This window comes from Streptomyces sp. NRRL S-1022, from assembly GCF_000720135.1.
Taxonomy (GTDB): Bacteria; Actinomycetota; Actinomycetes; order Streptomycetales; family Streptomycetaceae; genus Streptomyces.
The window spans coordinates 124,327-137,777 of record NZ_JOIU01000001.1; the positions used below are offsets into that span (position 1 = coordinate 124,327).

Genomic DNA, 13,451 nt, shown 5'->3' on the forward strand with positions numbered 1-13,451 from the left:
GTACCCCTCATGCGTGCAGCAGTGATGTACGGAGCCGGCGACGTCCGCGTCGAGGACCGGCCCGACCCGAAAATCGTCCAGCCGACCGACGCCGTGGTCCGCACGGTGGCAGCGTGCGTGTGCGGCAGCGACCTGTGGCCGTATGGGTCGATGCCCGCCACCGACACCGGCCGCCCCATGGGGCACGAGTTCCTCGGCTTCGTCGAGGAGACCGGCGCGGACATCACCGGCCTGAAGGCCGGTGACCTGGTCGTCGCCCCGTTCACCTACAGCGACAACACCTGCGACCACTGTGCCAAGGGCCTGCACATCTCCTGCCGCAACGGCGGCCGGTACGGCTTCGACGGCGTGGACGGCGGACAGGGCGAAGCCGTCCGCGTCCCGTACGCGGACGGCACCCTGGTGAAGCTGCCGGTGGCCGCCGACTCCGCGCTGGTGCCGTCGCTGCTGGCGCTGTCGGACGTGATGACCACCGGCCACCACGGCGCCGTCACCGCTGGCGTCACCCGCGGCGACGCGGTGCTGGTCATCGGTGACGGTGCAGTGGGCCTGTGCGCGGTGATCGCCGCCAAACGGCTGGGCGCCGAACGGATCGTGCTGGCCGGCCGCCACGAGGCCCGCACCGCCCTGGGCCGCGAGTTCGGCGCAACCGACGTCGTCGCCGAGCGCGGTGAGGAGGGTATCGCCCGCATCCGCGAGCTGACCGGCGGCGTGGGCAAGGTGATCGAGGCCGTCGGCACACGGCAGGCTCTGGACACCGCCCTCGGCGCGGTCCTGGACGGCGGCGTCATCAGCCGTCTGGGCGTCCCGCAGTACGAGTTGGGGCCGATCGGCCGGCCCGAGTTCATGCGCAACATCACCCTGACCGGAGGCGCCAGCCCCGCCCGCGCCTACATCGAGCTGCTGCTGCCGGACGTTCTGGACGGCACCATCGCCCCCGGCCGCGTCTTCGACCAGAGCTTCGCCCTCGACCAGGCACCGGGCGCCTACCGGGCCATGGCCGACCGCCAGGTCCTCAAGGCCCTCATCCGCCCCTGACCCACCGCTCCCACCCGGTACCACGCCGGCCACGCTCGCGGCCGCCCTCAGCGAACAGGTCCCGCCACCGGTCCGGGCCGGTGGCGCCGGGCGACGTCCTGGTCCGGGTCCTCGTCCACGACGCCACGGCACGCCCCGGCGCCCGGGAACCGGTCACCTCCCGCCACCTGTTGTTGAACCCACCGGACGAGGTCCTCGGCACGCCCGCGGGGATGCCCGTGTACCTCGGTGACAAGTACGGCGAGGTCGGCTGCCTGCAAGCGGAGCCCAAGGGCCCCTCTCGCGGACGGTGGAAGCCCAGCGGCGGGCCCGCCGAGTCATTGACTCGACGGACCCGCACTGGTTGAGTGGCTCATCCACTGAGCCAATAGGAGGACGGCGTGGAGTCCCTGCCCCGCGAAACCCTCGTGGACGCCCTGGAGAGCCGGCTGCGTGAGGACATCCTCACCGGGCGCCATCCGGCGGGCAGTTACCTGCCGCCCGAGCGCACGCTGGCCGACGGCTACGGCGTCACCCGCACCACCCTGAAGCACGCATTCGGGCGTCTGATGCAGGCGGGCCTGCTGGAGACCCGGCACGGCGTCGGCACCCGTGTGCGCGACTACCTGCGCCTGGGCGGCGCCGACCTGCTGCCGATGCTCGTACGGCACAGCCCCGACTGGATCGGTGAGGTGTTCGAAGTGCGGCGCAGCATCGGAGCGTTGATCGCCGAACGGGCGGCGGGCCGAGCGAGCGAACGGCAACGGAACGAACTGGCCACCCTGCTGGCGGCCGTGGGGGAGGCGACGGATACGGACGCCGTACAGCTGGCGGACATCGAGGTCCACCGGGCCCTGGCCCGCGCCACCGGCAACCGCGTCTACGTCCTGCTCACCAACACCCTCTTCAACGCCTACCTCCCCGTGCGCGCCGCGCTCCGGGGACCGTTCACGAACGCCGGGACGGCCCGGGAGCGCCTGGAGCCGGTGGTCGCCGCGGTGCGGTCCGGTGACGAGGCCGGCGCCCGGCGAGCCGCCGAGCACTACTTGACCGTCACCGAGCGGATCATGCTGGAGGGCCTCGCATGAGCGCGGCCACGACCTCACGCACCCACCCGGGCGGGCGCTCGGCCGCGCGCGGGACCGTCTTCAGCGAGACGATGCTCGGCATGCTGCGTCTGGACGGCGAACACCGCGACCGCCGTGTCCGCCTGGACCTGACGGTCTCGGCGGACCGCGTCATGCGGCTGCGGGGCACGACGGAGGCGCGCGCCGCAGGCCGGGTACGGATCACCGGCTGGGCCGACGATCCGGAGGCGGAGGGAGAGCTGGAGATCTCCCCCCTCGCGCGACGCCGTATCCGGTACCGCATCGCGTTCACCGCCGCCGGCGGCCGCCGCCTCACCCTCGACGGCTGGAAGTCCGTCTCCCCGCGCAGGCCCGTGGCCTCGATGACCGTGCTGCCGTTCACCCTCTACGAGGACGGCGCGCCGATGGGCACCGGCGCTCTTCGCTTCCCGCTGCGTACGCAACTCCTGCCGTTCCTCGCGAGTTTCCGTTTCCCGCCGTCCCGGAAGCCTGACGCGTTCCTCGCGTCCCGCTGGCGCGGCGAGCCCGGCCGTACGGAGGTCTGGTACACCACCGTCACCGACCCGGACACCGGCAGCGGAGTGTGGCTGCACCATGAACTGACCGCGCCCGCCGACGGGTCGGAGCCGTACGCGCACGGCTGGGCCGCGGTGTTCCCCGCGGACGGCCCCGTGCGGCACGCCCGCTTCGGCCCCCTGCCGTGGTCCGGCGCCGAGCCGGGATTCAGCGCCGGCGAGGTCACCTCCCGGCCCGGGCGCCTGGCCGGATCGGCGGACGAGGGCGCCCTGCACTGGGACATCGCGGAACGCCCCGCCGGCGAGCCACTGTTCACCTTCCCCCGCTGGTCCTGGAACCGCCCGGTCCTGCCCGCCGCGCACATGCTGCCGGCCGCGCGGTCCCGGTACGACGGGACCTTCACGCACGACGGCAGGACGCTGACGCTCACCGGGGCCCCGGGCGCGTCGGCCCGCATCTACGGTCACGGCAACGCCCGCCGCTGGGCCTGGCTGCACGCCGACCTCGGCGATGGGGACGTGCTGGAGGTCGTCGCCGCGGTCTCCATGCGTCCGGGACTGCGCAGGCTGCCCCCGATGGTCTTCCTCCGGCTGCGCCGCAACGACCGCGACTGGCCCCGCCGTCCCGAGCGCGGGGCCACCGGCTGGGCCGGAGCCGGGCGCTTCCGGGCGGACACGGCCCTGCCCACGTGGACGGTCACCGGCCGCACCGCCCTGCGCCGCATCCGGGTCGAGGTCACCCAGCCCGCCGACCGCACCCTCGCACTCGACTACACCGACCCCGACGGCCGGCACGCGACCTGCCGCAACAGCGAGCGCGCCGACGCGCACGTCCTGCTGGAGCGGTGGTGGTTCGGCGGCTGGCGCACCGAGGCCGAGTGGACACTGGACGGCACGGCCCACGCGGAGGTGGGCACACGATGAGTCTCACCGGCCTCGTCGCCGCCCTCATCGCCGACGACGGCACGACCGACTGGCCCCGCCGGGTTCCCGACCGCCTTGAGACGGTCCTGTCCGCGATGCCGACGGCCGCCCGGGCGGGCATCCGGGCCGCGGCACGCGCGGTGGACGCCTACGCCCTGGCCCGCACCGGGCGCACCCTGGCCGGGCTCACCGCACACGAACGGCAGTCCGTTCTGGCCGGACTGGCCGCCCGCCCCGCGCTCCTGCCGCTGCTGGACCTCCTCAAGGTGCCCGTCCTGCTGTCGGCCGGAACCGAGCGCATGCTCCACGAGGGACCGACGAGGAGCGTCCTCACGCGCAGGGACCCCCCGCTCGACCTGACCCCCGCGTCCGCCTGGCCGGCCCGCTCCACCGCCGATGCCGTGATCGTCGGCTCGGGAGCGGGCGGGGCCGTGGCCGCGCGGGCCCTCGCCCGGGCAGGACTCGACGTCGTCGTCCTCGAAGAGGGGAGCCACCACTCCACCGAGTCCTTCGGCCGGCGCGCGCCCCTGGACCGGTTCACCGAGCTGTACCGGGACGGCGGAGCCACCTTCGCCGTCGGCACACCGCCGCTGCTGCTGCCGGTGGGCCGAGCCGTCGGCGGCACCACCCTCGTCAACTCCGGCACCTGCTACCGCACCCCGGACCACGTCCTGTCCCGGTGGAGCAGACACTTCGGATGGACGGCGGCCGACGACTTCGACCGTCATCTGGACGAGGCCGAACGCATCCTGCGGGTGGCCACCCAGCCCCTCGACGTCCTCGGCGCCAACGGACGAATCGCGCTCGCCGGCGCCCACGCACTCGGCTGGCGGGCCGCGCCCCTGCGAAGGAACGCGCCCGGCTGCCAGGGCTCCTGCCAGTGCGTGACCGGCTGCCCGACCGGCGCCAAACAGAGCGTCCAGCTCTCCGTGCTGCCCGAGGCATGCGCCGCCGGGGCCCGCATCGTCACCGAGGCCCGGGTGGAGCGCGTACTCGTCGACCCGGACCGCCCAGGAGGCCCACGAGCGGCCGGGGTGCGCGTACGACGGGAACGGGGCGGCTCATTCGACATCCTCGCGCCCCTCGTCGTCGTCGCGGCGGGCGCCCTGCAGACCCCGCAGCTCCTGCGCCGCTCAGGACTGGGCGGACACCCCCGCCTCGGACACAACCTCAGCGTCCACCCGGCCACGAGCGTCGCAGGACGCTTCGCCGAACCGGTCAAGGCCTGGCAGGGCGTGCTGCAGAGCGTCGGCGTGGAGGAACACCACGGCGTCGGCATCCTCATCGAGGCCACCGCCACCCCGCCCGGCATGGGCTCGTTCGTCCTGCCCGGGGCGGGCGACGAGTTGCGCCGCGAACTGGAGGGCGCGGACCGGCTCGCCACGCTCGGGGCGATGATCGCCGACAGTCCGGCCGGGCGCGTCCTGGGCCGCCACCGCACCGTGATCCGCTATGACCTGGACCGCCGTGACGCCGGCCGGCTCCTGCGCGCCGTCCTCGCCATGGGCGAGCTGCTGTTCGCCGCGGGCGCCGAGGAGGTACTCACCGGCATCCCGCGCACGCCCCGCGTGCGCAGCGTCACCGAACTGCGTGACGTGCTGGCCGGCACGAGCGCGCGGCAGCTGCACCTGTCGGCCTACCATCCCACCGGCACGGCCGCCGCCGGTGCGAACCCGCAACGCTTCCCGGTCGATCCGCAGGGCCGGCTCCGCGGCGTGCACGGCGTGGTGGTCGCGGACGCGTCGGTGCTCCCCAGCTGCCCGCAGGTGAACCCCCAGCTGACCGTCATGGCGGCGGCCATGGCGATCACGGAGACCGGTGCACGCCTGCCCCGGCAGCGAGGGCTACCACGGTGAGGCTGCCGTCGGAGGCGGTGGCCTCCCCGGCCAGGAGGCGGCCCATGGCCTGGCGGACGCGGTCGTACTCGCCTTGGTGACGGTCGTTCATGTGAGGGCCTGGGCAGGGTGGGCGGTGGCGTCGTGTGTCGGCTGCTGCGCGCAGCCGGTCGGCGTGGGCGCACAGGCGCTTGCCGACCGGGCTGGGGACGTGGGCGACGAACTGGTCGAATTCGTCGGCACGTTCGTGCAGGAGCCGCGCGTGGGCGTCGGAGCGGACGGTGCTGCCCCAGCCGGGCCGGCAGCAGTACTGCCGCGGGCCCCTCGCGCCTTCCTCCGGCTCGCACGGGGCGGTGCCGTGCCTGACGCGCTTGCCGCTGACGGGGACGCTGAGCGGGCAGGGGCCGGGCCGTTCAGGGCGGCCTGCCGCCAGCCGCGATGACGGGTGGTGCTGTAGACCCGGCCCAGGGAAGCGCCGGTGAGCACGGCGATTTGCGCGCCCGCGATCGTGGTTCTGCCCAGCCACAGTGCGGTCGGAATCGGCAGCCGACCGCCGCGCCGTCCCGGCTGGCACGCCCGTCCCGGCTGGCACGCCCGCCGCGCCCGGCGCGGCGGGCGCGGCCAGATCCGGGAGCCACTCCCCAGTAGACGCCTGCTTATGCAGCGGATCGGCGAGCCCTTCGAGCACGGCCTCGCCGCCCGTCACTACGCGATGCCCAGGGACCCTGCACGGCACCGTCCTCTGACCGCCGCTCGCAGCAACCCGGCTCCTGCTGTGAGTCACACACCCTGTTTTCCCCGATGGGCAGGGTGTTCTGGGAGGCTGTCAGGTGTGAGGCGAGGGCCTTCGCCGTGGATGTGGTGCTGCTCTCGGTGCGGTGATCGTCGGATGGCAGCAGGGCGATGTCGTTGCTGTAGCACAGCATTTACATGGGCCCGCCTGGCGCAAGGCTGCTGCGCAGGTCGGCGGCTGGCCCCGGGGCGGTGCAGCAGGCGGCGCCGGTTTGTTGTGCCCGTCGTCGCCCTCACTGCCGCCGTCTCCGCTCCCGTCCAGTCGGCCATCTGACGAGGCCACCAGACGCTGACGTGTCGGGACGAGCGAGCCTGACACCAGGAAGTCCGGTGCTGCACTCGCTACAACCCGGAGGTGTCCCATGGGCCCACCGTCTGACTTGGCGTCACTGAGGCGGCCGCATACTGAGCCGGTGAAAGGGTTGGCCTGCGGGATCGTTCTACCTGGCTGCCGGCCAATGCACTGCACATCTGGCATGACTACGACAGAGTGGAGACGCGCCCACCGATGGCCTCCTACACCTTCCCGCGTTCGGCATACCGGGCGAGTACCGCGTTACCGGCACAGTTGTCCGATGATCCGGGGCATCAGAGACCGCGTGTCCGCTCCGTGGCCTTCGGCGTGATCCAGGCGCTGTTGGTCGCGCTTCTGGTGGCGCCGTTCACCGTCCTGGCCGTCGGCCGGGCCCATGCGGCGCCTCTCGATCAGACTCCCTTCCTCACCTGGAACATGCAGGGAGCGACCTCGCAGGGCAGGAGCCTGTGGACGGATTACCTTCCGCGCATCCTTACCGGTGCCCGGTCCGAGGTCGTCATGCTCCAGGAGGCGGGCGCGGATGTGCCCAACGGCGCCGACATACTGCCCAATCCGCCGGGCACCGAGAACGACCCACTGGTCACCTACGCCCGATGGCGCACGAGTCAACGGCCGTCGGACTGGTACATGGTCTTCCTCCAAACCCATGACCCGCTGATGCCGGGCGGCCGGGTGAACACCATCGTGATGTCGAGAACCCCGGTCGACGCGGCCATGGTCGTGGACAACCCGCACGGCGGAGCCTACGGCCGACCCGCCATCGGCATCCGACTGGGCGAAGACTGGTACTTCAGCTTCCACGCGCTCAGCGGCGGCGGTGGCGACGCCATCGGCATGCTCGCCCGCATCGGAGAAGCCGTCGAGGGCGACGACCCGCGTCGCAACTGGACGGTGGGCGCGGACTTCAACACCAGCCCCAACACCCTGGTCGGCCGCATGTACCAGGACGTCATCACGACGCCGGACGGCCGCACGCCCCGCATCCTGGCCAGCGGCCGGCCCACCCACCGCAGCCCGGACGGGGAGCAACGGGAACTCGACTTCGCCGTCACGAGCACCGGTCGCGGCAGCTTCGACACGAGGGTGCAGCCCAACCAGGGCGGCTCCGATCACGATCCGGTGCACTTCGTCCCCCAGACCGATCGACAGGACGCCGACCGGACGCAGTTGGCCACGATGCCGGTCGGTGGATACGCGATCGACGGCCACAACGTGGCGCAGAATCCTTTCGACTACGCGGGCATGCGCGGCCCACTGGACCGGTGCGTGGTGCAGTCCTACAGAGACGGGTGCACCCAGTTCTGGTCCCGGACGGCCGGTCCGGCGAAGGCCGCGGTAGCTGCCGGTTCGACGAGGGCGGCGGCGGCGAACCAGGGCACCCCCACCTTCGACTATGTCGGCGCCGTGAGCAGGGGGAACGTCGCGGACGACGACAACCAGGAAGAAGCATTCCCCGGCGCAGGCGTCGACGAACTGCGCCGGCACCTGGACGATGATCTGCGCACGTACAAGCCCAACGTCGTCCTGCTGCAGGTAGACGTCGCCAACGACCTGGCGAAGAAGAACGGCCCTACGGCCGGCCAGGAGGCGGACCAGCTGCGCAAGCTGCTCGACCAGGTCTACACCGTCCTGCCCAACACGACCGTGCTGGTGGGTGACCCGGTCCCGTCCAGGACAACAGCCGTCCGGGAGGAGATGTACACCGGAACCGACTCCTACGTCTCGCGGGCGAGCGCGGTCATCGCCTCCCAGCTTCAAGTGGGGCACCGGATCCGGCAGGTGCCGCTCGACTTCAAGCGCGACGCCGGCCAGGTGGACACAGGGGAGTCCGCCGACGGGGTGCCCAACGCGGACGGCTACAAAACCATGACCAACGGCTACGCGGCCGAGCTGACCAAGCTGTGGCAGGACGGCACCATCGTCGATCCCGACGCCGTCGTGGTGAACCCCGCCGACATGGTGGTGGACGGCAGCGGCGTCCCCAGGACAGATCCCTCGGACGGGAACACGAGCGGCCCGCCCCAGCGGGTGATGGTGGTAGGCGACTCGATCAGTAACGGCTTCGAGGGCGACCACACCTGGCGCTACCGCTTGTGGCAGTGGGCCCGCACGCAGAACTGGAAGGCCGAGTTCGTCGGGCCGCTGCACGGAACCGTGGCTCCCGACGAACCCAAGGCACCCCAGCCGCCTCCTCCCTACGACGGCAAACCGCCGTCGGAACCCCAGCGCGCGACCTCGGACGGCGCCTACGCGCGGGACGTCAGTCCCGCCTTCCTCAAGAGCGGCGCCGAGCACTACGCGATGTGGGGCCGCCGGCTGGAACAGGACGTCCCCACCATCACCTCGGTCATGGAAGACCTGAAGGCCGAGAGGAAGCTCCCGGACACACTGCTGGTCGAACTGGGCTTCAACGACATCGGGTGGACCGGCGCCGGCGCCGACCTGACCGGGACGATGAAGCAGTTCGTCGACAACGCCCGCAAGGCCAATCCCGACATACGGCTGGTCCTCGCCAACGTGCCCCAGCGCACCACCCTGGGCAGCGCCAACCCGCAACTCGGAGAGCGCACCCGCGCCTACAACGCCGCGCTCGCCGACAAGGTGAAGGAGTGGAGCACCGACGCCTCGCCGGTGACCCTCGCCGATCTCGACAAGGCCATGGGCTGCGACCCTTCCGCCACCTCCTGCGACACCACCTACGACGGACTGCACCCCAACAACCTCGGGGAGTACCGCATCGCGCGCGCCTTCGCATCCACCCTGCACGACGAGTTCCGCATCGGCACCGGACCGCCCCCGAACCCTGTCGACGTCGACGCGCGGTTCCTCGCCACCCCGACTCACGTCACCTTCGACGGCACCCAGCAGGGTGTCACCCTCACCTGGGACCAGGTGTTCGGCGCACACGGCTACCAGGTGCAGTGGCGCGACACCACCGCGAACCCGAACGGGGAGTGGAACTGGGCCTACCCCGTGACCAACCGGTGGGACATGAGCCGCCAGTACTACGGCCAGATCTACGAGGGACACACCTACGAGCTGCGGGTCCGCGCGGCCTCCGGGGACACCGTCCTGTCGGACTGGTCGGACACCACGCGCGGCACCGCCCACCCGACCACACCCGGGTATCCCAGCAACGTGAAGGCCACCGCCGGCACCAACGGCGGGGTTTTGACCTGGGATCCGCCCACCGGGAAGTACAGCGACGGGATCACCGCGTACGCCGTGTACATGTGGGACAAGTCCGCGCCGCTGGGGATCACCCGGAGCTTCAGCGTCTCCGGAACCTCGGACATCACCATCATCCCGAAGATGCCACCGGGTGAATACGTCGTCATGATCTCGGCATGGAACAAGTCGGGCGAGGGCCCGATCGCCCTCAGCGACACCATCACCTTCGACTGACCGGCTGTCCTCTTTCCGCTCGGATGGTCGGCCGGGTTCGAACAGGTGCCTGGTCCGGGTGAGTCTGCTGGTGCGGACGCATGCAAAAGGGCCTCTTGGCAGCTCGCGGATGTCGAGTCCAGCGAGGACCAAGAGGCCCTGTCGTCGAAGTGTCGCGTGGTCATGGGTGCCGGTTCCCGTCCGTCCACTCCTGGGTGTGACCATCTCGCCCACGGTTCGGGAACGCGGCCGACCGGCCGGAGCGCCCGGCCCCGGTACGACTCGGAGACGAGAGATGACGAGTGGGCCCTGGTACGGGAACTGCTGCCCGTTCCCGCATGGTTGGTCGGCCGGGGCGGCCGCCCCAGGGCTACTGCGACCGGCAGATGATCGACGCGATCCGTTACCTCGTCGACAACGACGTCATGTGGCGGGCGATGCCGTCGGACTTCCCGCCCCGGCCACGGGTATCGCCTTCTTCGCCCGCCGCCGGGACACGGGACTGATCGCCGAACTGCACGACCTGCTGCGCGGTGCCGTCCGCGATGCCGAAGGCCGTGATCAGGAGTTCTCCTTGCAACCATCAGACGGACGTTTCCTGCCCCGTGCCGCTTGGTGAGCAAGGCTGAGCGCAGTTCAGGCGTTCGCTCGATCGGGGTGTTCCCCCGGAGTGAAGCGTGCCTGTACGTCGGGGCTGTCGAGAAGTCGGGCCGGGTAGCCGGGGCCGGTCCGTACCGTGACGTCTTGGTGATGCAGTGGTTCACCGCATGAGGAGCAGACGACTGTGGCCTCGGTGTCGTGGGCGCAGGCGGTGTGGTGCATCACCACGGGGATGCCGTCGTCATCGGCCAGCCACCGGTCGCCCCAGGCGTTGATCGCGGCGAGAACGCCGAAGAAGTCCCGGCCCTTGTCCGTCAGCAGGTACTCATGACGGACCGGCTCGCTCTGGTAGGGGCGGCGCTGCAACAAGCCCGCGTTCTCCAGACGCCGGAGCCGGTCGGTGAGGGTGTTGCGCGCGATGCCGAGCGAGTCGATGAAGCCGTCGAAACGCGACTCGCCGTAGAACACCTCGCGCAGGACCAGCAGCGTCCAGCCGTCGCCCAGGATGTCCACGGTGCGGGCGATCGAGCAGGGCCAGCTGTCGAACGAGGTCCGTCTCATGCAGAGACCTTATCAGTTTCATCATGAGATTCACTTGCCCTCGATGGCGCGGTCCCACTAGCGTCCCGTGAGTCTCATCATGCAACTTACGAGGAGGGGCGATGAGCTCCACGTCTGTGAGCACGCCAGCGGTCACCGTCGAGCGAGACGGCCACGTGCTGCTGATGGGCCTGAACCGGCCCGCCAAGCGCAACGCCTTCACCCGGCAGATGCTCAGCGAACTGTCAGCCGCGTACGGTCTGCTGGAATCGGACGACGACTTGTGGTGCGGGGTCCTGTTCGCCCACGGAGACCACTTCACCGGCGGTTTGGACATGCTCGATGCCGGCGCCGAGCTGGCTTCCGGAAAGTTCGAGGCCCCGGAGGGCGGGCGCGACCCGTGGCGTCTGGACGGTCCGTGGTCGAAGCCCGTCGTCGCGGCCGCGCAGGGCTGGGTGATGACGCTCGGCATCGAACTGCTCCTTGCCGCCGACATCCGCGTGGCCGCCCGGGCCACCCGGTTCGCCCAGTACGAGATCCGCCGCGGCATCTACCCCTTCGGGGGAGCCACCTTCCGCTTCCCCCAGCAGGCCGGATGGGGCAACGCCATGCGCTGGATCCTGACCGGCGAGGAGTTCGACGCCGCAGAAGCCCACCGCATCGGCCTGCTGCAGGAACTCGCCGCAGACGGGCCGGCCGCCATCGCCCGCGCCACCGAGATCGCCACCCTCATCGTCGAAAAGTCCGCACCCCTGGGGGTGCGCACCGTCTTCGCCTCCGCCCACCTGGCTCACGAGTACGGGGAGAGCGCCGCGATCGAGCGGCTGCGCCCGGACATCGCACGGCTGTTCTCCACCGCCGACGGCGCCGAGGGAATCCGGTCCTTCATCGAACGTCGCGACGCCGTCTTCACCGGCCGCTGACCAGCCCGCCCCGCCAAAACAGGAGACTTTTTGTGACTACCACGAAGACGCCTTCCCTGTTCGACCTGCCACCCGAGGTCGCCGAGGCGCGAGAGTGGGCCCACGGTTTCGCCGAGAAGTACGTGCGCCCCGTCGCCGCCGAGTACGACGAGCGAGAGCAGATGCCCTGGGCGGTCATCGAAGAAGCCGCCAAAATCGGCCTCTACACCCCAGAGTTCGCGCAGCAGATGATCGCCGACCCCACCGGACTCCTCCAGCCCGTGGTCGCCGAGGAGATCTTCTGGGGTGACGGCGGCATGGGCCAGGCCCTGCTGGGCACGTTCCTCCCCGCCGCGGCCTTGTTCGGCGCCGCCACCAAGGAGCAGATCGACACGTGGCTGCCCGCCTTCTTCGGCACCCCCGGCGACCTGGCCGTCGCCGCCCTGTGCGCCAGCGAGCCGAACGCCGGCAGTGACGCCGCGGCCATCCGCACCCACGCCCGCTACGACGAAGCCACGAAGGAGTGGGTGCTCAACGGCACCAAGACCTGGGCCACCAACGGCGGCATCGCAAGCATCCACGTCGTCAATGCCGTCACCGACCCGGCCCTCGGCGCCCGCGGTCACGCCCTGTTCCTCATACCGCCCGGGACCCGCGGTCTCAGCCAGGGACAGAAATTCTCCAAACACGGCCTGCGTGCCTCCCACACCGCCGAGGTCGTCCTCGACGACGTACGCATCCCCGCCGAGCTGGTCCTCGGCGGCAAGGAGGCCCTCGACCAGCGCCTGGTCACAGCCCGCGCGGGCACCCGCCTGCGCGTCCCCGCGGCCATGGCCACCTTCGAGACGACCCGGCCCGGCATCGGCGCGATGGCCGTCGGCGTGGCCCGCGCCGCCTATGAGTACGCCCTCGAATACGCAGGTGTCCGCGAACAGTTCGGCCGGCCCATCATCGACAACCAAGCCATCGCCTTCACCCTGGCCGACATGGCCATGGAGATCGACGCCGCCCGCCTCCTCGTCTGGCGCGCCAGCCACATGATGACGCGCGGCAAGCCCTTCACCCGCGCCGAGGGCAGCATGGCCAAGCTCAAGGCCAGCGAGGTCGCCGTCCGCACCACAGAACGCGCCGTACAGATACTCGGCGGCAACGGCTACACCCGCGACTACCCCGTCGAACGCTGGGCCCGCGACGCGAAGATCTTCACCATCTACGAAGGCACCAGCGAGATCCAGCGCCTGGCCATCAGCCGCTCCCTGTCCGGCCGTCGCATCCAGTAGACAAGGTCGCCGTCGTCACCGGAGGCGGCCGCGGCATCGGCATTAACACACAACTTCGTCTCCTCCGGTGGCGTGTGGTACCTCCTTGCTTACGCCACCGGGAAGGACGACTGGCCTATCTACCGCGGGCTCGGGCACAGCGAATGGTTCCGTCTTGTACGTGCCCTGCGCGTAGGGGAACCTTGGAAGCCTGCGTAGGACAGTTGGCGCTTGGCCGCGGGTGTTCCACCCGCTAGAGAGGTACCACTGCGACCTCCG

Annotated in this window: 8 protein-coding genes; 7 read left to right on the plus strand and 1 reads right to left on the minus strand. The window is 71.1% G+C overall.

Annotated features, from left to right (window positions below; genetic code table 11):
• Positions 1-9: 9 nt before the first annotated feature.
• From IG05_RS0100555 to IG05_RS0100585, 5 genes are all read left to right on the plus strand, one after another.
• Positions 10-1,038 carry a zinc-binding dehydrogenase gene (locus tag IG05_RS0100555; RefSeq protein ID WP_030338258.1) on the plus strand — a complete coding sequence of 343 codons (1,029 nt, stop codon included), beginning with the start codon at positions 10-12 and terminating at the stop codon, positions 1,036-1,038.
• A 380-nt stretch (positions 1,039-1,418) separates the two neighbouring features.
• The gene (locus IG05_RS0100560) at positions 1,419-2,105 is read left to right on the plus strand and encodes a FadR/GntR family transcriptional regulator (protein WP_030338260.1); all 687 of its coding nucleotides are present in this window, start codon (positions 1,419-1,421) and stop codon (positions 2,103-2,105) included.
• The gene (locus IG05_RS0100565; protein WP_051789334.1) at positions 2,102-3,544 is read left to right on the plus strand and encodes a hypothetical protein; all 1,443 of its coding nucleotides are present in this window, start codon (positions 2,102-2,104) and stop codon (positions 3,542-3,544) included. Before IG05_RS0100560 ends, IG05_RS0100565 begins: the two co-directional genes overlap by 4 nt.
• Positions 3,541-5,400 (plus strand): GMC family oxidoreductase, encoded by a 1,860-nt coding sequence (locus tag IG05_RS0100570; RefSeq protein ID WP_030338262.1) that lies wholly within the window; start codon positions 3,541-3,543, stop codon positions 5,398-5,400. Before IG05_RS0100565 ends, IG05_RS0100570 begins: the two co-directional genes overlap by 4 nt.
• 1,381 nt (positions 5,401-6,781) lie before the next feature.
• Positions 6,782-9,892 carry a GDSL-type esterase/lipase family protein gene (locus tag IG05_RS0100585; protein ID WP_030338266.1) on the plus strand — a complete coding sequence of 1,037 codons (3,111 nt, stop codon included), beginning with the start codon at positions 6,782-6,784 and terminating at the stop codon, positions 9,890-9,892.
• Between the two features lie 615 nt (positions 9,893-10,507).
• On the opposite strand, the gene IG05_RS0100595 is transcribed toward IG05_RS0100585, so the two are convergent.
• The gene (locus tag IG05_RS0100595; protein WP_030338267.1) at positions 10,508-11,032 is read right to left on the minus strand and encodes a winged helix-turn-helix transcriptional regulator; all 525 of its coding nucleotides are present in this window, start codon (positions 11,030-11,032) and stop codon (positions 10,508-10,510) included.
• A 101-nt stretch (positions 11,033-11,133) separates the two neighbouring features.
• On the opposite strand from IG05_RS0100595, the gene IG05_RS0100600 reads away from it, so the two are divergent.
• Together IG05_RS0100600 and IG05_RS0100605 are read left to right on the plus strand one after the other, a co-directional pair.
• Positions 11,134-11,934, plus strand: a complete 801-nt coding sequence (locus IG05_RS0100600) for a crotonase/enoyl-CoA hydratase family protein (RefSeq protein WP_030338269.1) — start codon at positions 11,134-11,136, stop codon at positions 11,932-11,934.
• A gap of 32 nt (positions 11,935-11,966) precedes the next feature.
• On the plus strand, positions 11,967-13,193 hold the full coding sequence (locus IG05_RS0100605; protein WP_030338271.1) for an acyl-CoA dehydrogenase family protein: 1,227 nt from the start codon (positions 11,967-11,969) through the stop codon (positions 13,191-13,193).
• Positions 13,194-13,451 lie beyond the last annotated feature (258 nt).

Bases quoted from the DNA above. Each gene is read 5' to 3' on its own strand.
- IG05_RS0100555 (WP_030338258.1), top strand. From the start codon at position 10: ATGCGTGCAGCAGTGATGTACGGAGCCGGCGACGTCCGCGTCGAGGAC.
- IG05_RS0100565 (WP_051789334.1), top strand. From the start codon at position 2,102: ATGAGCGCGGCCACGACCTCACGCACCCACCCGGGCGGGCGCTCGGCC.
- IG05_RS0100570 (WP_030338262.1), top strand. From the start codon at position 3,541: ATGAGTCTCACCGGCCTCGTCGCCGCCCTCATCGCCGACGACGGCACG.
- IG05_RS0100595 (WP_030338267.1), bottom strand. From the start codon at position 11,032: ATGAGACGGACCTCGTTCGACAGCTGGCCCTGCTCGATCGCCCGCACC.
- IG05_RS0100600 (WP_030338269.1), top strand. From the start codon at position 11,134: ATGAGCTCCACGTCTGTGAGCACGCCAGCGGTCACCGTCGAGCGAGAC.